This window comes from Undibacterium parvum, from assembly GCF_003955735.1.
Taxonomy (GTDB): Bacteria; Pseudomonadota; Gammaproteobacteria; order Burkholderiales; family Burkholderiaceae_D; genus Undibacterium; species Undibacterium parvum.
Genome location: NZ_CP034464.1, coordinates 2,900,291 through 2,921,073, shown reverse-complemented (window position 1 = coordinate 2,921,073; position 20,783 = coordinate 2,900,291). Strand labels below are relative to the sequence as shown.

General features: G+C 49.9%; 14 protein-coding genes and 1 other RNA gene. 1 reads left to right on the top strand and 14 read right to left on the bottom strand.

What is annotated here, in order from left to right; all coding sequences use genetic code 11:
• Positions 1-2: 2 nt before the first annotated feature.
• The 10 genes from murD to rnpB all read right to left on the bottom strand — a co-directional run bounded on the left by murD (position 3) and on the right by rnpB (position 13,179).
• Positions 3-1,514, bottom strand: coding sequence for a UDP-N-acetylmuramoyl-L-alanine--D-glutamate ligase (murD, locus tag EJN92_RS12765; RefSeq protein ID WP_126128175.1), 1,512 nt, complete (start codon positions 1,512-1,514; stop codon positions 3-5).
• A gap of 18 nt (positions 1,515-1,532) precedes the next feature.
• Entirely contained in the window at positions 1,533-2,702 is a 1,170-nt protein-coding gene (mraY, locus tag EJN92_RS12760; RefSeq protein WP_126128174.1) for a phospho-N-acetylmuramoyl-pentapeptide-transferase, read from the bottom strand.
• 1 nt (position 2,703) lies between these two features.
• Positions 2,704-4,089: a UDP-N-acetylmuramoyl-tripeptide--D-alanyl-D-alanine ligase gene (locus tag EJN92_RS12755; protein WP_126128173.1), complete on the bottom strand. Its 1,386-nt coding sequence runs from the start codon at positions 4,087-4,089 to the stop codon at positions 2,704-2,706.
• The gene (locus tag EJN92_RS12750; RefSeq protein ID WP_126128172.1) at positions 4,089-5,639 is read right to left on the bottom strand and encodes a UDP-N-acetylmuramoyl-L-alanyl-D-glutamate--2,6-diaminopimelate ligase; all 1,551 of its coding nucleotides are present in this window, start codon (positions 5,637-5,639) and stop codon (positions 4,089-4,091) included. The genes EJN92_RS12755 and EJN92_RS12750 overlap by 1 nt, the downstream gene beginning before the upstream one ends.
• Entirely contained in the window at positions 5,639-7,378 is a 1,740-nt protein-coding gene (locus EJN92_RS12745) for a peptidoglycan D,D-transpeptidase FtsI family protein (protein WP_126128171.1), read from the bottom strand. The genes EJN92_RS12750 and EJN92_RS12745 overlap by 1 nt, the downstream gene beginning before the upstream one ends.
• Complete coding sequence (gene ftsL / locus EJN92_RS12740) at positions 7,375-7,650, bottom strand: cell division protein FtsL (RefSeq protein ID WP_126128170.1); 276 nt, start codon at positions 7,648-7,650, stop codon at positions 7,375-7,377. Before ftsL ends, EJN92_RS12745 begins: the two co-directional genes overlap by 4 nt.
• Positions 7,647-8,603, bottom strand: a complete 957-nt coding sequence (gene rsmH / locus EJN92_RS12735; protein WP_227869530.1) for a 16S rRNA (cytosine(1402)-N(4))-methyltransferase RsmH — start codon at positions 8,601-8,603, stop codon at positions 7,647-7,649. The genes ftsL and rsmH overlap by 4 nt, the downstream gene beginning before the upstream one ends.
• A gap of 12 nt (positions 8,604-8,615) precedes the next feature.
• Positions 8,616-9,044: a division/cell wall cluster transcriptional repressor MraZ gene (mraZ, locus tag EJN92_RS12730; RefSeq protein ID WP_126128168.1), complete on the bottom strand. Its 429-nt coding sequence runs from the start codon at positions 9,042-9,044 to the stop codon at positions 8,616-8,618.
• Positions 9,045-9,357: 313 nt separating this feature from the next.
• On the bottom strand, positions 9,358-12,552 hold the full coding sequence (locus tag EJN92_RS12725) for an EAL domain-containing protein (protein WP_126128167.1): 3,195 nt from the start codon (positions 12,550-12,552) through the stop codon (positions 9,358-9,360).
• Positions 12,553-12,828: 276 nt separating this feature from the next.
• Positions 12,829-13,179, bottom strand: an RNA gene (gene rnpB / locus EJN92_RS12720) — RNase P RNA component class A.
• 143 nt (positions 13,180-13,322) lie between these two features.
• Here rnpB and EJN92_RS12715 point away from each other — a divergent pair.
• The gene (locus tag EJN92_RS12715) at positions 13,323-15,017 is read left to right on the top strand and encodes a thiamine pyrophosphate-binding protein (protein WP_126128166.1); all 1,695 of its coding nucleotides are present in this window, start codon (positions 13,323-13,325) and stop codon (positions 15,015-15,017) included.
• 241 nt (positions 15,018-15,258) lie between these two features.
• On the opposite strand, the gene EJN92_RS12710 is transcribed toward EJN92_RS12715, so the two are convergent.
• The 4 genes from EJN92_RS12710 to EJN92_RS12695 form a co-directional block, all read right to left on the bottom strand.
• The gene (locus EJN92_RS12710) at positions 15,259-16,035 is read right to left on the bottom strand and encodes an enoyl-CoA hydratase (protein ID WP_126128165.1); all 777 of its coding nucleotides are present in this window, start codon (positions 16,033-16,035) and stop codon (positions 15,259-15,261) included.
• Between the two features lie 103 nt (positions 16,036-16,138).
• A complete protein-coding gene (locus tag EJN92_RS12705; RefSeq protein ID WP_227869529.1) occupies positions 16,139-17,017 on the bottom strand; it encodes an alpha/beta hydrolase family protein in 879 nt (292 codons plus the stop codon).
• An 81-nt stretch (positions 17,018-17,098) separates the two neighbouring features.
• Positions 17,099-18,295: an acetyl-CoA C-acyltransferase gene (locus EJN92_RS12700; protein ID WP_126128163.1), complete on the bottom strand. Its 1,197-nt coding sequence runs from the start codon at positions 18,293-18,295 to the stop codon at positions 17,099-17,101.
• Between the two features lie 26 nt (positions 18,296-18,321).
• Entirely contained in the window at positions 18,322-20,721 is a 2,400-nt protein-coding gene (locus EJN92_RS12695; protein WP_126128162.1) for a 3-hydroxyacyl-CoA dehydrogenase/enoyl-CoA hydratase family protein, read from the bottom strand.
• Between the last annotated feature and the right edge of the window lie 62 nt (positions 20,722-20,783).

Genomic DNA, 20,783 nt, shown 5'->3' with positions numbered 1-20,783 from the left:
TATTAAGCGATTTCTCCACGTGCCAGCGCTACTTCACGAACCGTATCGACAAAAACCTGTGCTCTGTGCGCATAATTTCGGAACATATCAAGGCTGGCACAAGCCGGTGAAAGCAGGACGATATCGCCCTCTTGCGCTATCTCCGCAGCGGCCCATACGGCCTGCTCTAAAGTAGAAAAATCTCGTAACTCTATCTGACATTCTTGAAAGGTCTGACGCATCTCAGCCGCAGCCTTTCCTATCAAGAAAATAACCTTTGCATAGCGCGTCAAGGGCGCAGTTAAGGGAGAGAAATCCTGTCCCTTGCCTTCACCACCGGCGATTAAAATGATACGTTTGCCCTTGGCATGTGATTCAGCACCTAGGCCGTTTAATGCGGCAACCGTGGCGCCTACATTAGTGCCTTTACTGTCGTCGATAAAATCGACTCCAGCGATGTTAGCGACCAGCTCAACCCGATGTGGTTCGCCGGTATATTCGCGCAGGCCATGCAAAAGTGGCGCCAAGGGCAAGCCTATGGCACGGCAAAGTGCTAATGCGGCCAAGGCATTGGCGGCATTGTGTTGCCCTCGAATTTTAAGCGCATCGGCCGGCATCAAGCGCGAGATAATGATAGGGACTTCTTCTAGATTTTTCTTTTTTCTACGGCTTGCAGCCTGCTCTTCTTCCGCGCTATTCGCAGCGGCCAACCAGATCATGCCGTGTTCGTTCAGCAAGCCTACGTCACCGTCGGCCAAAGGCGCGTGAATACCGAAAGTCACCCGTTTATTTTCAGACTGTGGATTTGAGATCTGCATCGCCATGACCAGGGCATCGTCACGGTTTAATACTTGTGTGGTTTTGGTTCCGAATATGCGCGCCTTATCAGCACAATATGATTTCAAATTGCCGTGCCAGTCCAGATGATCTTGGCTAATATTCAAAACAGTCGCAACATCCGCCTCTAGGCTATAACTGGTATGCAATTGAAAACTAGACAATTCCAACACCCACACTTGAGGAAGTGCGTCGGCATCGATCGCTTCACACAATACATCGAGCATCGCGGGGCTAATATTCCCGGCAAGCTTAACGCTTAAACCAGCACGTTCGCACAGCAAACCAACCAAGTTAGTTACGGTAGTTTTGCCATTGGTGCCAGTAATCGCAATTAGCTTCGGTTGGTATCCGTGTGTAGACTTCAATGCGAGCAAGGCGTGCGCAAAAATTTCAACTTCACCCCAAAACGGAATATTATTTTTCTGTATTTCCGGCAATAAAATTGCCAGCTCGTTCAAAGGTGACAATCCTGGGCTCACCGCGACTAGATCGATACCGTTTAACAAGTCTACCGAAAAATCGGCGCCGATGAATTCGATTTCCGAAGACAGGGATCTAAGTATCGCTAATCGATCAGGCGCTATACGTGTATCGGCCACACGCAGCTTGGCACCGCAGCGCAGCAACCAACGCGACATCGCCAGCCCCGACTCGCCGAGACCAAGTACCAATACATGTTTACCTGAAAATTCCATACTCACAATTTGCTCTAATTAACGTAGTTTTAATGAGGACAGTCCAACCAACACCAACAGCATCGTAATGATCCAGAAACGTACAACTACCTGAGTTTCTTTCCAGCCTTTTTGCTCAAAATGATGATGCAGAGGTGCCATTAAAAAAAGACGTTTTCCGGTGCCATAGCGTTTTTTAGTAAATTTAAAATACGTGACTTGCAAAATCACTGAAACAGTTTCAGCCACAAAAATACCGCCCATGATGAAGAGCACGATTTCTTGACGAACGATAACGGCAACCGTACCTAGTGCACCGCCCAAAGCCAGAGCACCTACGTCACCCATGAATACCTGCGCCGGATGGGCATTAAACCAAAGAAAAGCTAGGCCAGCCCCAGCCATCGCACCGCAAAAAATCAGCAATTCACCGGCGCCTGGAATATGCGGTATTAACAGATATTTTGAATACCCAACATGTCCGGCCAGATAGGCAAACAGGCCCAAAGCAGAACCGACCATGATGGTCGGCATGATCGCCAAGCCGTCCAGACCGTCTGTGAAATTTACGGCGTTACTGGTCCCAACGATGACGCAATAGGTCAGGCCAATAAATCCCCAAACACCCAAGGGGTAACTAAATGCCTTAAAAAACGGTACGATCAAATCCGCTTTTGGTGGGAGATCCATACTAAAACCCGATTGCACCCAAGCGACAAACAATTCCCATACCTTGGTGTTGGTAGGTGCAGAAACTGAAAATGCCAAATAAACGGCGGCAACAATTCCAATCAGGGATTGCCAAAAATATTTTTCACGCGAGCGCATCCCATTCGGATCTTGGTACACCACCTTACGATAGTCATCCACCCAACCAACCGCGCCAAAACCTAGGGTCACAATGAGCACGACCCAAATAAAACGATTACTCAGATCCGCCCACAACAGGGTCGAGACACCGATAGAAATCAAGACCAGTACACCGCCCATAGTCGGTGTTCCAGATTTAATTAAATGGGTTTTTGGGCCATCCGTGCGAACTGCCTGCCCAACCTTCAAACGCGTCAGCATTCTTATGACAGCAGGACCGGCAAACAAGCCGATAGAAATCGCAGTCATGGTGGCGAACACAGCCCGGAAGGTAATAAATCCAAAAACCCGCAACAGGCCAAGATCTTGTTTGAAAAATTGTACTAACCACAGCAACATGTCAGTGATTCCCTAGAGTTTTTTGTTGAGTAAGATGGGCTACCACACGTTCCATTTTCATAAAACGAGAGCCTTTTACCAGTACGGTGCTGGTAGACGAAATGCTGGCATCGAGTGCGGCCAACAGATTTTCAATCGTGTCAAAGTGTTTGGCCGCCTCACCAAAGGCCGATGTGGCATGCTGTGCCAGGACACCCATGGTCAGCATGTGCTTGATACCGCGCGCGCGCGCATAAGTACCAATTTCTTCATGAAAGGCTATCCCATCCTCGCCCACTTCGCCCATATCGCCCAAGACCAATAAGGCAGAGCCACCGATTTGCGCTAACACATCAATCGCCGCACGAACCGAATCAGGATTCGCGTTATAGGTATCGTCGATAATACTGGCGCCATTGACGGCTGTTTTGCGCTGCAAACGTCCATTAACTGGTTGAAATGCCTCGAGACCACGGGCGATAACATCGTTTGGCACACCGATACTGTGACAACATGCGGCAGCGGCCAAGGCATTTAAGACGTTATGACTACCTGCCGCGGACAAATTCACTAAAAATGCCTCGTCGCCTATATTAATTTTTATATCGCTGCCAAATGCATGAGCCTGATAGCTGCCGCGAACATCCGAATTTGCCGTCAATCCAAAAGTAAATACGCTGCGTTGACCAGACTCAGCAGCATAAGAACGCCACAAAGCAGTATAAGTATCATCGGCCGGAAATACGGCGATCCCGTCTGCGGGCAAAGCACGCAATACACTGCCATTTTCCTCAGCTACCGCATCGACGCTTTGCATAAACTCCTGGTGCTCACGCTGCGCATTGTTCACTAGGCCCACTGTCGGCAACGCAACCGATGTCAGCAAAGCGATTTCACCGGGATGATTCATCCCCAATTCAATTACCGCGCACCGATGCTGCGACTGGAGTCGAAGTACCGTGAGCGGCACTCCTATCTCATTATTTAAATTACCCGTTGTAGACAGGTAGTGATCGGCTCCGGCATAGGCATGAAGGATAGCGGCGATCATTTCCTTAACCGTGGTCTTACCGTTACTGCCAGTAACACCGATGACCGGTATCGAGAACTGACGACGCCAATGGCGCGCTATCTCCGCCAATGCGACTTGGGTATCAGGCACGGTCAAAGCAGGTAATTTATAGCCATCAGGAACATGCTCCGCCACTACTGCGGCAGCCCCCGAGCTGGCAACTGACTCCAAAAAATCATGCGCATCAAACTGTTCACCACGTAAAGCCAGAAAGAGATTGCCTTGATGGATACGGCGACTATCAGTCGTCAATCCATTCACATGTAGGTCAAGCGTTTCGTTCAATAGCTGAGCCGAGGTCAGCACGGCTTGAAGTTCTTTTAAAGATACATGCATCAGGCACCTCGCTTTGAGCTGGTCGCCACAGTAGCGAGCGCCAGGGAAGCGTGCGCTTCGTCCGAGAACGGCCATTTCTTGCCATTGATATCTTGATAGGTCTCATGCCCTTTACCGGCCAATAAAACCACATCATTGTTGGCCGCATGTCGTATTGCATACAATATGGCGTTCGCTCTATCTTCAATCACAAGAGGCGCCCCGTTCATGCCCTTGAGAATATCTTGTATGATCAGCGCAGGATCTTCTGTCCTAGGATTATCACTAGTCACCACCACGTGTTGCGCCAGCTCGGAAAATTTTCCCATTTGCGGACGTTTCCCCGGATCCCGATCACCGCCACAGCCAAACACGCACCACAATGCGCCCTGACGCTCTTGCGCCACCTGCTGTAGTGTGATTAGCGTTTTCTCCAGGGCGTCCGGAGTATGCGCGTAATCGATCACCACCATCACATGCCCCGGCGTTCCCAATTGTTGCATGCGGCCGGGCACAGATGCGAGTTTTTCAATCGCACTAACCGCCTTGTTCCAGGCCACACCACTCGCCAACAAGACACTCAGGACACCGAGCACATTGCTGACATTGAAGCGACCTATCATATGTGTTTTGACGCTACCGCTACCATACGGTGAATCGACATGGAAGCTGGTCCCCGTATGCAAAGTGCGCACATTGCTAGCAAATATAATCGAAGTATCAGGATACTCTTTTTGCTCCAGACTATACGCCAGCAACAAAGGCGGCACGGATACAGAGGTCGCTGCTTTCCGCTTCATTTGCGCCAACAATTGCCGACCATAAGCATCATCCAAATTTACAATTGCCGTTTTCAGTTGCGGCCAATCGAACAAGATCTGTTTAGCGGCAGCGTAGGCATCCATATCACCGTGATAATCAAGATGGTCACGGGTTAAATTGGTGAACAAGGCCACATCGACATGCATGCCACTCATACGTCCCTGATGCAAACCTATAGAGGAAGCCTCGATAGCCAATGCGCCAGTACCAGTCTTGCGCAAATCCGCAAGGCTGCGTTGCAACTGAATTGCGTCCGGTGTGGTAAATCCAGTTTCGATTAAATTTTCTACGCTGCCATCTCGATAAGTGCCAACCCCAAGAGTGCCAATGACAGCACACGGCGCGTAGGTTTGGGACAAAGCTTTTGCTATCCATTGCGAACAAGAAGTTTTGCCATTGGTACCTGTCACTGCAACGGTTAACAGCTCTTTATCCGGCTGACCATACCAGGTGTTTGCGATATCGCCTACATGTGACTGCAGCTCGGAAAAAGCATGGTGTGGAACGCTTGCATCCACATCCCAGTCATAGCCAACAGGATCATAAACGATTGCTGCGGCACCGTTATTTATCGCGCTTTGGATATGTCTACGACCATCGCCCGCACTGCCGGCAATAGGAAAAGCAAAAAACACGTCACCTTCTGCGATAGCACGCGAATCGGAACTCAGTTGCGCATTTGGTGCGCAGCTCTTAAGCCAATTTATTAATTCTTGCATAGTAATTTGGATGTGGTTAACGTCAGACATCACATACTCTCCTGCACACTGGTGTCAGGAATAAGATTAGTCACCGCGGTATCTGGCGGGACGTTTAATGAACGCAAGACGTTCGCGGTAATCGCGGAAAATACTGGGCCCGCCACAGTGCCACCATAATAACCACCACTACTAGGCTCATCGATCATTACCGCGACGATTACACGGGGATTAGAAACAGGGGCAAAGCCGACAAAATCGCCTACATATTTATTCACATAGCGACCATGCTCCAATTTATGCGCAGTACCAGTCTTGCCTCCGACTCGATATCCAGCGATCCTGGCCTGAGTACCAGTACCGCCCAGTTCCGTTGCAGATTCCAGCATCAAACGCATTTGTAGTGCCGTTTTTTCTGAAATAACACGATGTCCTGCGGGCATTTCTGCTGACTTTTGAAAGGTAAGCGGGATGGTGTCGCCATTCCGGGCAAAGATCATATAGGCACGCGCGATTTGTATCAGCGAAACAGAAATACCATGGCCGTAGCTCATGGTCGCTTGCTCGATAGGACGCCAGGTTTTAAAGTTACGCAGACGTCCCGCTACCGCACCGGGAAAGCCAAACTTTGGTTGCTGCCCAAAACCCAAAGTCGTAAACATTTCCCACATTTCTTGCGGAGGCATCTGCAGCGCCATTTTTACCGTGCCGATATTTGAAGATTTTTGTATCACTTGCGCTACCGTCAAAGCGCCTTGTTTGTGTGCATCATGTATCGTTGCCGTGCCTATCGTCATACTTCCCGGTGCTGTTTGTATGATCGTGTCAGGTGTCACCCGCCCTGTTTCCAAAGCCAAAGCAACCGTAAACGGTTTCATGGTAGAACCAGGCTCGAAAGTATCGGTCATGACGCGGTTGCGCAACTGCGCACCAGTCAATACAGATCTTTCATTCGGGTTGAAACTCGGTAAATTGACCAGTGCCAGTACTTCCCCCGTCTGCACATCCAGTACCACGGCACCACCAGCTTTGGCCTTGTGTTTTTCTAGTGCTTCTTTCAGGTGGGTGTAAGCGATGTATTGAATTTTGCTATCAATTGACAAGGTCAATTCTTTACCATCATGCGGTTCACGAATCGACTCTATATCTTCGACAATACGCCCCAACCTGTCTTTGATAACTCTGCGGCTACCAGTCTTCCCGGCCAAGTTATTTTGCGAGGCCAGCTCTATCCCCTCTTGCCCGACGTCTTCAACATTAGTGAATCCAACCACATGCGCCATCACCTCGCCTTCAGGATAAAAGCGCTTATACTCTTTACGGGTTTCGATACCAGCAATTCCCAGCGCCACCACCTTATCCGCCACATCTTGCTCAACCTGACGTCGCAGGTATACAAATTGTCGATCAGAATCGAGTTTTTTGCGCAACTCAGCTTCGCTCATTTCCAACAAGCCGGCCAGTTCACGCAACTTTTCTTTCGGGGCGTCCAGAACATCGTCTGGGATGGCCCAGATCGCCTTTACTGGAACCGATGAAGCCAACACTTCACCATTTCTATCGGTGATCTTGCCACGCGTGGCTGGCAACTCCAAAGTGCGCGTGTACCTTGAGGCGCCTTGCTTCTGCAAGAACTCAGTGGTCATCCCTTGCAACCATAAAGCTCTCACCAGCAATGCAAAAAACGCGACAAACAAAAAGAACAAGACCAGCTTAGAGCGCCACACCGGCAGCTTCACCGCAAGGACAGGGCTAGATGAAAATGAGACGGTTTTAGCAGCGCGGCTCATTTGGCATTTACCGCAGTAAGATATTGTGTACGCTCTGGCGTTACCGCGAGCATATTGAGCTCTTTAGTCGCAACCGATTCAATCCGGGCATGTTTGCCATAGGTGGATTGATCCAATTTCAACTGCGTCCATTGCAGCTCAAATTGCTTACTCACGGTCTGCGCGCGCTCTAACTCGATGAACAAACGACGCGCCTGATATTGCGAGTTCACCATGGACAAGGCGCAAGCGATCAAGGCAATCGCAAAAAAAACGTTTAAGCGCCCGCTCAAGATACCGCCCCTGGCAAGCGCTCTGCGACCCGCATGATGGCCGAGCGTGCTCTAGGATTTCCTGTCACTTCTTGCTCGGATGGTTTGATCTTTGCGATCAGTTTCATTTGCGCCTTAGGCAAATCCACCGTGCGTATAGGCAAACGTCGATCCGGCTGCAAGACATTGACCTTGGATGCGAAAAACTGTTTGACGATTCTATCTTCCAAGGAATGGAAACTAATCACGGTCATGCGCCCAAACGGAGCCAGGCAAGCGTAAGCAGCGGCCAAGCCTATTTCGAGATCTTCCAATTCCTTATTGATGAAAATCCGTATAGCCTGAAAGGTGCGAGTTGCCGGGTCCTTGCCCTTCTCGCGAGTTTTGACGGCGTGTGCGACAATCTCGGCGAGCTGTCGAGTACTTGAAATGGGCTCGATCTGCCTGCGAGCAACAATCGCCTTTGCAATCTGAAAAGCAAACCGTTCTTCCCCATAATTTTTTATTACCTCTCTAATAATCTGCTCATCTTCTGTTGCCAACCACTCCGCGGCAGAAATCCCACGAGTAGTATCCATACGCATATCCAGCGGCCCGTCAGCTCTAAAACTAAAGCCTCGCCCAGCCTCATCCACTTGTGGAGAGGAAATTCCCAAGTCCATCAAAATACCGTCAACCTGAGTAATCCCACGAGCACTTAACTCTTCATTCATCGTAGCAAAACTATCGTGAACGATCTCGAAGCGCGTGTCATTGATCTGCTGGGCGTTAGCGATTGCCTGCAAATCTTTGTCGAAAGCGATTAAGCGCCCCGATGAGCTGAGGTTTTCCAATATGAGACGACTATGACCGCCGCGCCCAAATGTACCGTCGACATAAATACCACCCGCACGCTCACCAGTAAGCGCGAGGGCATCGACTGCCTCGGCCAGCAACACCGTTTGATGGATGTATTCGTCTGATTGTTTGACCATCATCATTCTCAATCAGAAAGAAAAATTACTTAAAGTTTCGGGCATGCCGCCAGCCAAAGCTTGCGCTTCATTCTCAGCCAATTTTGCAGCATCCCATATTTCAAAATGTGTACCCATGCCCAGCAACATGACATCGCGCTGTAAGCCCACGGCATGCCGCAACTCCGGCGCGATAAGAATGCGACCTGCGCCATCCATATCGACATCTGAGGCATTACCGAGAAAGATTCTTTGCCAGGCACGTGCATTCATAGGCCAGCCAGCGATTTGCTCGCGGTGCGACTCCCACACCGGACGCGGAAAAAGCAAGATGCATCCATGGGGGTGGCGGGTAAGTGTAATACGCCCTTCGCATTGCAAAACGAGCGCGTCCCTATGCCTGGCAGGAATTGACATTCTGCCTTTCGCATCGAGATTGAGTGCTGCCGCCCCTTGAAACACGATATCGCCTTTTCTTCTAAACTTGCCCCTATTTTTTAAGGGAAAGAAAATAATTTTGCACCACAAATATACACTTTTTCACACTATCACCCACTTTAGAGGATGACTTGCGCTCGGTCAAGCGAATTCATGTGAGTAAATGTGAAATTACTGAATAAAGTCAATGACTTAGCGTATTTACTTAAATCAACACAAAAGTAGAATGTCCCAATAAATTAGGGACTTACGATTAAGTGTGAAAGTGCCACATCACATATACCCATGTGTTTATTGGCAAAAGGAATGGCAGGGAGATGTGTCTTAGATAGACACTTTAGGGATGTGGGAGGTCTATTTGCCGACTCAGTAATTGCAAAAACTCATGCTCAGGAACCGCCTTGCTAAAGTAAAAGCCCTGATACTCATCGCAACAAGAATCGACCAAAGTTTGCAACTGCATTGGCGTCTCTACACCTTCGGCGATAACCTTCAAGCCCAAAGTATGCGCCATGGCGACAATTGCAAGCACGATCGCCGTGTCATTAGGGTCATCAGGAATGTCTTTAATGAAGGATCTATCCACCTTGACACTATCGACCGGGAAGCGCTTCAAATACGCCAAAGAGGAATAACCAGTGCCAAAATCATCGATGGAAAGCGTAAAGCCAGCCTTCTTCAAACCATCCATGAGTACTATAGCTTGGTCACGATTATGCATGACCATGCTTTCGGTAATTTCAAACTCTATACAAGCACTATCGACACGCCAGAAATCGACCACACTCTGTACATCTTCCAACAAGCGCTGGTCATTAAACTGAGCGCCAGAGAGATTAATGGCGACCCTGCCGAAATCTTTGTCTACCGCTCTAAATGCCAGAATATCGCGGCAAGCCATATCCAAAACCAGCATGCCCATGCGTCCGACCAAACCAGCTTCTTCCGCCAGAGCAATGAATTCACCCGGCAATAGAATTCCCCGCTCAGGATGGTTCCAGCGCACCAAGGCTTCAGCACCAACGATTAAGCCAGTCGCAACCGATACTTTAGGCTGGTAGTAGACCACGAATTCGCGCCGCTCTAAAGCCCTTCTCAATCTTGCCTCAAACGCCAAACGCTCTATGGTATGAACATTCATTTCTGAAGCATAAAACTGATAGTTGTCCTTCCCTTTGTTTTTGGCCCTATACATGGCGATGTCGGCGTTTTTCATGAGGGTCTGCGCATCGCCACCATCATCAGGGTAGGTGGCAATTCCTATACTCGCGCTTAACTGACACTCCTGCCCGTGTATATCAAAAGGCAAGGCAGCCGCAACCAAAAGCTTGTCCGCGATATCCCCCAGATCTCTAGGCTCGGCATATTGATCCACCAACAAAATAAATTCGTCACCGCCGACTCTGGCTATCGTGTCTGAGACCCGCAGGCATTGCCGAAAGCGCTGCGCGACGTTGCGCAAGACTGTGTCACCCTCATTGTGGCCAAACGTGTCATTGATATTCTTAAACCTATCCAAATCAAGAAATAGCACCGCCAATTTAGAACGATTTCTATCTGCGTAAGCGAGTGATTTACTTAAATGCTGATTGTATAAAAACCGGTTAGGCAAACCAGTCAACTCATCATAATGCGCCAGCTTCAAGACCTTCTCTTCCGAGCGCTTTCCCTCGATCGCGATACTTGCGATATCCGTGGTAATGCTGATAAAGCCAAGATCATCAGCACTCAAAGGGACGCTAGACTCGATAAATAGAGTAAACGTTCCTTGCAACTGACCATTTTTCCCCATAATAGGCCATGATCCGCACGCTGAAAAATTCTTCAAGTCTTCCAGTTGATTGACGAATTGCATAGAGGGTGAGTGCTGAATGTCATTGATCCAGATCGGCACCGCGCTCAGCACCGCCTCACTCCAGACCCCGCTCCCATAGCTAACCGGCATATCCATCAATTGCTGCGACAAGGCAGCAGGGAACTGATGCCCGATTGCCTGCTTAAAACACCGCTGATTTTCATCCAAAAGTTGTATTCCGCAACGCCAATGCGGCATCATTTTTTCGACAAAATGACAAGTCTCTTCCAAAATCAATGTGAGGTTTTCACTACCGCCTATCAACTGTAATAATTGATTTTGCCCCTCCAATAAATGTTCCACATATTTGGTGGCATTGACGTCGCGCATCACACAAAAAACCAGCATCTCTCGGCCAATTTCTACCTGAGTCAAACTCACATCGCTGTACTGCAAGATTCCCTTGCGCTTGACTATCCACTCGAATCTTTGTGGCTCGCCATTAAAAGTAGCATCAATATATTGTTTAATCAGCTCGGTTTTTTTTAAGTGTGTTTGCAGGCTGCCGGGCTGATTTTCAGGCGAGTAGTTTCCAACTTTAGTCCCCAGCAAATCTTTTGCATCTTGCAAGCCGAGCAGATTTAAGGCTCCGTTATTGCAGTCTACGTACACGTAGTCGCGATTGATCAGCATAATCGCGTCTTGTGCATCCAGGAACAATAAGCGATAGCGACTTTCACTGTCGGCCAACTTGGCACGAGAGCTGCGTAAGTGCTTAATTTTTTTAAGTAGCAAGAAGGCTAAGGCGATGATAAACAAGACTGTCAATGCTGTAAAAAATAGCTTTTGCTTCACCCTTTGCACCCACTCGGCCAGAATATCCTCGACGCTTCGGCCATATACCAGCGTCAAAGGGAAGTCAGACATTTTCCTAAAGGTGTAAATAAGACTGCTAGCACCACCGATCAAAGGCGCATCCGTTACGGACGCTTCGACAGAATCCGATTTAAGTCCAGCCACCAGAGCTGACCAGGTGATATTCGCAGTTTCATAACGTTCATCGTAAGGTGCACGCAGATATAAGGCGCCCTCTTTGTTATGTAAAGAGATCACCGCTGCGCCATCGCGGGCAATCCGCTCATAGAAATCTTTGAAATAATTGAGGTTAATATCAGTCTGAATTAAGCCCAGATGTAGGCCTTGCGCGTTGAAGATATTTTTTGCCACTGGCAATACCCAGCGTTTGCTACGCTGAAATTGTACGGGCCGACCGACCACGACGCTACGGTCGTTTGGATGCTCCAACAAATACAATACATGCTGTTGCAAACTTAGATCAATCGGCTCAGCAGGGAATTGAAAAGAACTTGCCCAAAGTATGCCCTGAGGGTTAACAATCGCAATAGATTGCAAAAATTGCGAATCTTGTCGCTGATTAATTAAGATCTGACGGATCAAGGTCTCGTCATGCAGAACCGTCTCGCCCTCAAGCTGTATCTCTTCGGCGGCGGCACCAATGGCGCGCGCTGCATCATGCAAGATGCGATTGGCGTGCTCTTCCAAAATACGCACTGCCAAAAAACTATTTTCCTGCGCGGCTGCCAGTGTGATTTTTTTATCCTGAGCAATAGACCACCAAGTCTGCCCCGTGATCGCGACAACGATTACAGCGACACACAAGGCAAAACCTATGGAGGACAGATCCCAAGGCTCCTGAATACGGAAGCCCTTTTTCATGCACGGCCTTTAGTCGCGAGAATAGCGCATGCGCGCTCTGGGTTCAGCAAAGACATATTCTCATCACCGATCGTGAATAAAAATCAAGGAATTTGTCAGTACACATGTTTGAGAATTATTAATCCAGGTAGGAGAAAATGAGACTCAGTGTAACATTGGAGAAAGCAAAATTTCCTTAGCAAAAACAGAATAATGCCATCCAGATACGAAAAATTGCGTAAAAATGCTTTAAAGCATTTAATTGTGGTGATTTTATGCGCTAGTGAGCGGCATAAAAAGTGAAGCAGGCCGGTAGGCCGGATTCTGTTACGGCACTTAACATTGCTGCCTCGTGCTATGACAATCATTCCTCTAGGCCGGGGATTACTCCCAGGCTCAAGCTTTCTACCCGCACGCTCCGCGAGCCGCCTCAACGCGTGCCTATTTGAAATTGCTCCGGGTGGAGGTTACCGCGTTTCACCGTAACTTAATACGCTCGTCTCTGTGGCCCTATTCCTCGTCTTATACCTGGGCTTGCGCTTTGGCTTTCAACGTACGGCCGTTAGCCGTCACCCTGCTCTATGGAGTCCGGACCTTCCTCCCGTCACCATGCAGAACATGGAAACCAGCGATTGTCTGGCCTGCTTCGGGCGCTATTGTAACAGCATGAGGGCTAGCCTGCTGAGCAATCCCGCGGCTAGATTAGGCTTAATACCACTAATGCCGAAGAATTAGCACGAAGCGTGCACTTTCTGGTAGCGTAGCGCTTTCTTTAATTTTCATTTCTTGTCATGTCTATATCTCGTTCTGGTGGTCAATTGGTCGTGGACGCACTGCAAGTACACGGCGTCGAACTTATTTTTGGAGTGCCTGGCGAGAGTTATTTGCCGGTACTCGATGCCCTGCACGATAGCAAAATACGCTTCATCATCAATCGTCAGGAAGGCGGCGCGGCCTTCATGGCGGACGCCTACGGCAAGCTGACCGGCCAACCCGGCATTTGCTTTGTCACACGCGGACCGGGCGCCACCAATGCCTCTATCGGTGTGCATACCGCGTATCAAGATTCGACTCCGATGATTTTATTTATCGGTCAGGTTGGCAACGACTTCGTCGAACGCGAAGCATTTCAAGAGATCGATTATCGCCGTATGTTTGGCCCTATGGCGAAATGGGTGGCGCAGATAGACCGTGCCGAACGCATTCCTGAATACATAGCACGCGCCTTTCAAGTGGCAACCAGCGGGCGCCCTGGCCCGGTCGTATTGGCCTTACCAGAAGATTGTCTGGCCGCCATGTCTGAGGTGGCCGACACCCGCCATTACACGCCGGTGCAAGCCTCGCCATCGGCGACACAATTGAGCCAACTGCGTCAGCATTTAGCCGCAGCACAAAGACCTATCGTATTACTTGGCGGCACCAGTTGGGATACCTTGGCCTGCCAGCGTATCGCCGACTTCGCAAAAATTAACCATCTGCCTTTGGCATGCGCTTTCCGCTTCCAGGATTTGATCGACAATGCCCATCCGAATTACATAGGCGATGTAGGGATAGGGATAAACCCGAAATTAGCACAACGCATCAAAGACGCCGATCTGGTGATCGCGATCGGACCGCGTCTCGGCGAAATGACGACCGGCGGCTACACCGTACTGGAAGCACCGATTGCCAAACAAAAACTGATACACATACACAGTGATGCCTTAGAGTTGGGACGCGTGTATCAGGCCGATATGATGATCAATAGCGGCATGAAAGAAATCGCTGAAGCATTGTCGACGATGACCCCGTTAGACGTCAGCGCCTGGCAACCGACAGTGGCGGCCGCCAAAGCCGATCTGCTGGCATGGCAACAAGAGCCAGCGATTTTTGCACAAGAACAGGCGCCACTCAATCTGTGGCAAGTGGTGCAAACTATTCAGACCAACACCCCGGACGATACCATCATCACCAATGGTGCCGGCAATTACGCCACCTGGGCACACCGCTACTATCGCTACGGCGGTTTCCGTACGCAGTTAGCGCCCACTTCGGGCGCTATGGGCTATAGCGTGCCGTCCGGTGTTGCGGCAAAAATCGTTCATCCTGAGCGTACCGTGATCACCTTCGCTGGCGATGGCGAATACATGATGAATGGTCAGGAACTGGCCACCGCGGTGCAATACAAAGCAGGTCTGATCATCATCGTATTTAACAACGGTATGTTCGGCACCATACGCATGCATCAGGAAAAAGAATTCCCGGGACGTGTCTCTGGAACGGAATTACACAATCCGGATTTCGCGGCACTGGCGCACGCCTATGGTGCCAGCGGCGAAGTGGTCAACAGCACAGAAGAGTTCGCCCCGGCACTGGCTAGGGCGCTGGCCCATACACGCGAGCATCAGCTACCGGCCTTGATAGAATTGCGTTACGACGGCAACCTGATCACACCGGGAGCTAGCTTACAAACTTTGCGCAAAATGGCACAGGACTCAGGAAAATAAAGCGGCCATATCGTCTCAATGCAGGATGGCCGATATGTATTTAGTGTCGGTCATGCCTGCAATGTCGCTAGCAGAAAAGTCGACAAATGGCACCCGCTGGCGCAGACCGATAATCACCACAACACCCATAAAAATATTTTAGAGCACACCCCTGCCAGCGCGCATATCCCATGCGGGCTACGGGCCAGATAGGCTGGAAACCCGCATGGATATTGCGCAGTGGCAGGGTGCCACATTCAAATTAATTAAATTGCGAAAAGTCTGGCTTACGTTTTTGAAAGAAAGCAATGAAAGCCTCTTTAGCTTCCGGTGCGTTGAGCATGGCCGCGAAGTGTTGATTTTCTTCCGCCATTTTACTGGTCACTGCGGCAGGTTGCGCGCCCTTCATGAGGCGTTTGGTAATACGCACTGATGCCGCTGGCAAGGCCACCAATTTGGCCGCTTGCTGTAAGGCATACGGTAGCAACTCTTCTAAAGGCAAGACCTTATTCACGAAGCCCATCTGGTACGCCTCTTGCGCATTAAACGCTTCGCCCAACATCAGCTTTTCAGCGGCACGCTGGTAACCCACGATATTCTGGAAGATCATGCTGGAGGCGAACTCCGGGCACAGGCCCAGTTGCGTGAAAGGCATAGATAATTTGGCGTTATCGGCCAGATAGATCAGGTCGCAATGCATCAACAAAGTGGTGCCGATACCAACTGCCGCACCACTGACGGCAGCGATCACTGGCTTGCCAGAATTATTCAAGGCATGCATGAATTGATACACCGGCGGCACGGCACTTGCTGACGCCAGGCTGGCAGCGTTTTTCATGAAGTCTTCAAGATCATTACCAGCGGTAAAAATCTCTGGCTTGCCAGTGATCAAAATCGCCCGCACTGCGCTATCAGTTTCAGCCTCAGTCAAGGCATCTGCCATGGCTTGATACATGGCTGAAGTAATCGCATTTTTCTTTTCAGGGCGATTAAAACTGATCGTTAAAATGCCATTTTCTGTGTGCGTCAAAATATCCATATTTATTGCTCCGCTGTTTATCATGCTTAAAAAATTCGAGAGAGTTTAATGCCAGACTCTGACGAAATAATATTAGGAAAAAATATTAGCCCAAAGTGGCAATTTAAATTGACCGCTTTAAGGCTGGGTTAGTCATCCAGTGTAAAGCCTGTAGCCACAAGCTGTTACGAAATTGCGTACGAAAGAAGCCGAAATGCCCTATGCGTTTGGCATCGACTTCACTAGGATGTATATGCCTGCGCTCAATTACCGCATTGCTGTAAAAACTGTGCATGCTTTCTATGTTGCGCAGGCTCATCAACTCGTCATCGGTAAAACTCATAGAGAGTATCGGTCGCCGAATTGCGGCGTGTCCAGTTTGCATCGCCGCGCCGTTCTCATCGACAAAATAAGCGGGGTGCTTACACCAGCGCGCCCACTGATAAATCACTCCTTTGGGTAAGTCACCCACCATGCGCAAGCGTTTACCTGGGAAATAACCGCACAAGCGGGTCGCCAATGGCACCACAAAATACCACATCAACCAGACTATGCGCTTTAGTTGCGGTGCATTTTCGCGCCAGTAACCGCTGCCGGAGGCAATCGTAATGACCGCATCAATCAGGTTCGCATCGGGGAGCATGCCCAGCAGTTGCCCGCCCAAAGAATGGCCAACTACGATCAATGGCACTTCGCTTTGCCAAGCCTTAGTTGCCAGCAAGGCGGCATTGTAATCTTGCTCGGCCCACTGCGTCACACTGGTATCAAAGCCGCGTAAGGAATGGCGAAATTTTGCAGGTATTGAGGCCCCCATACCGCGATAATCAAAGCAGACCACTGCGATCCCATTTTCTGCTAAAAATTCAGCAAACGGGGTATAGAAACTTTGCGGCACGCCCATCGCGGACGGCAGCAAGACCACGGCTTTGAGCGCGGTTTGCGGCATAAATCGACTCGCCGCCAACAGCGTGCCGTCGGCAGTCTGTATCTGAAATAATTCCACGCACCCTCCTTTACAAAAAAGCCGCATGGAGTTTAATTTCCATGCGGCTTTTTTATTGATTACGTCGACTGAACTAGAAAATTACATACGCTCAAAAATACCTGCAGCGCCCATACCAGTGCCAACACACATAGTCACCATACCGTATTTCAGGTTATTACGATGCAAAGCGTGGATAGTGGTAGCGGAACGGATCGCACCAGTTGCGCCCAAAGGATGACCCAGAGCAATCGCGCCGCCCATAGGATTGACTTTAGCCGGATCCAGACCCAGATCCTGCACTACTGCCAGGGATTGCGCTGCGAAGGCTTCGTTGAGTTCAAACCAGTCAATCTGATCTTGAGTAATACCAGCCGCGCGGCAAGCCGCAGGGATCGCTTCTTTAGGACCAATACCCATGATTTCTGGTGGTACGCCACGCACCGCGAAGGAAGCGAAACGCGCCAATGGCGTCAGGTTGAACAGCTTCAGGATTTTTTCGCTGACCAGGATCACGGCACCAGCGCCATCCGAAGTTTGCGAACTATTACCAGCAGTCACACTGCCTTTGTTGGCAAACACTGGACGTAATTTTGCCAAGCCTTCCAGCGATGTATCTGGACGTGCGCCTTCGTCGCGGCTGACGGTGCGTGTCTTCAATTCGATTTGGCCAGTCGCCAGATTCGGGATGCGTTCGATGATTTCAACCGAAGTTGTTTCAGCATCGAAGTAACCAGCGTTTTGCGCGGCGATAGCACGTTGATGTGATTGCAAAGCGAAAGCATCTTGTGCTTCGCGCGAGATATTCCATTGCTGGGCAACCTTCTCGGCAGTCAGACCCATACCGTAGGCCATACCGATATTTTCGTCTTTAAAAATACCCATGTTCATGGATGGATGGTGACCCATCATAGGCACCATGGACATCGATTCTGCACCAGCGGCGATCATCACATCGGATTCACCGACACGAATCCGGTCTGCCGCCATCGCGATAGCACTGATACCTGAAGCACAGAAGCGATTGACGGTAATGCCGCCCACCGTTTTTGGCAAACCAGCCAGCAACACGGCCATACGGGCCAGGTTACTACCTTGCTCGGCTTCTGGGAAAGAGCAGCCAACGATGGCATCTTCGATCAGTTTAGGATCGAGGTTAGGCACTTGCGCCAAGGCCGATTGCAATACACGTACCAGCAAATCATCCGGACGTGTGTTCTTGAACATACCGCGACCAGATTTACCGATCGGTGTGCGGGTGGCGGCTACGATGTAGGCGTCTTGAAGTTGTTTAGTCATTTTGATTACCTCAATTATTTTGTGAACTAGTTGCGTACTGGTTTGCCGGTCTGCATCATGCCCATGATCCGCTCTTGCGTCTTAGGGTGATTCAGCAATTCCATGAATGCTTTGCGTTCCAGATCCAGCAACCATTGTTCATTCACAATCGCGCCGTTTTCGATTTCACCACCAGAAACGATTTCAGCAATCATCGCGCCCAATTTGTAATCATGCGCAGAGATGAAACCGCCATCACGCATGTTGACCAACTGTGCCGTGATAGTGGCCATACCGTAGCGACCAGCCACTGGTACTGGCGTCTTCATTGGTGCACGATAGCCAGCGTCGAACATGGCGCGCGCTTCTACCTTAGCCACATGCAACAACTCGTAGGCATTGAAAACGATCACGTCGTCAGCCGACAAATAACCCATCTTCTGCGCTTCCAGAGCTGATTTGGATACCGCTGCAGTCGCTGCATTAGTGAAGTAGTTCTTCAGGAACTGCAACAAATCAGTGCCTTTAGCGTCTTTAGCGGCACGTACTGCTGCCTCTTTCAGACCACCACCGGCAGGGATCAGGCCAACACCGACTTCAACCAGACCGATATACGATTCGATAGAAGCGACGCGTTTAGCTGCGTGCATCATCAGTTCGCAACCACCGCCCAGTGCCAGACCGGCAACTGCTGCGACCACCGGTACGTTGGCATATTTCAGGCCTTGATGGGCTTGCTGCAAACGTGCGATTGCTGGTTCGATTGCTTTAACGCCACCGGACATAAACAAAGGCAACATCGCTTGCAAATCAGCGCCAGCGGAGAAGGCACCGCCTTCAGCTGCATCGGCACTCCAGATCACCAAGCCTTTGAAGTTCTTCTCGGCTTCGGCAACTGCTTTTTCCATACCGTCGATGACGCCAGGGCCAATCACGCGCATCTTAGTTTTCAGCGACAAGATCAGGACGTCGTCATTCTGGTGCCAGATGCGCACTGATTCATCTTCAAAGAAAGTCGTGCCAGCAGTCGCGCCAGTTTCTACGCCAGTACCAAAGACGGTAGCGCGGAAAGCTTGACGATCGTACACAGGCAAAGTCGAGCGAGGTACAAAAGTACTGGTTGCAGCAGACCATGAACCTTGTGGTGTATGTACGCCCTTATTTTCAGCGACCTGGCCTTCAAATACCCAGGCTGGCATAGGTGCATTGCACAGCGCCTTACCTGCATCGATATCTTCTTTGACCCAACCCGCGACTTCTGCCCAACCAGCAGCTTGCCATGTTTCGAAAGGACCGACGTTCCAGCCAAAGCCCCAACGCATTGCGAAATCGATGTCGCGCGCATTGTCTGCAATAGTCGCGCCATGCACGGCGATGTAATGGAAAGCATCGCGGAAAATCGCCCACAGGAACTGCGCCTGTACATTGCTCGATTCACGCAAGGTCTTCATCTTCTTGACCGGATCTTTTTCTTTCAGCATGCGAGCCACAACTTCATCCGCCTTGGCGCCGCCAGTCACATATTCTGCCGTCGCGAAATCCAGACGTTGAATATCTTTACCTACTTTTTTGTAGAAACCAGCACCGGCTTTTTGACCCAGTGCACCAGCGGCGACCAATTTAGCCAGCACTTCAGGTGTCTTGTAGACGGCGAAGAAAGGATCGTCGGTCAGATTGTCTTGCATGGTCTTGATCACATGACCCATGGTATCCAGACCGACCACGTCAGCAGTGCGGAAAGTACCGGAAGAAGCACGACCGAGTTTTTTACCTGTCAGATCATCGACAACGTCAACTGTCAGGCCAAATTTTTCTGCTTCATAAATCGTCGCCAGCATGCCGAAGATACCGACGCGGTTAGCGATGAAGTTAGGTGTATCTTTAGCGCGCACAACGCCCTTGCCCAATGTGGTGGTCAGGAAGCCTTCGAGTTGATCGATGATTTCAGGGCGAGTTGCCACGGTAGGGATCAACTCAACCAAATGCATATAACGTGGTGGGTTGAAGAAATGCACGCCGCAATAGCGACCTTTCAATTCAGCATCAAAACCTTCGGACAATGCTGTAATCGACAAGCCCGAAGTGTTGGATGCAAAGATCGCATTAGGAGCGATATGCGGAGCGACTTTCTTGTACAGATCATGCTTCCAATCCATACGCTCGGCAATCGCTTCGATGATCAGATCGCAACCAGCCAGCAAATCGAGATTGTCTTCGTAGTTGGCTACTTCGATCAGGGCCGCATCATCCTTGTTGCCCAAAGGCGCAGGATTGAGCTTCTTCAGATTTTCGATAGCGCGCAACACGATACCGTTCTTAGGACCTTCTTTAGCTGGCAGGTCGAACAAAACTACCGGTACTTTGGCATTGATGCAATGGGCGGCAATTTGCGCGCCCATCACGCCTGCGCCAAGAACGGCGACTTTTTTAACGATGAAATTGGACATTTTTAACCTCATGTGAAATTCGAACAACGGCGAAAAGCAAACTCTTTTTTCTACGAATTCAG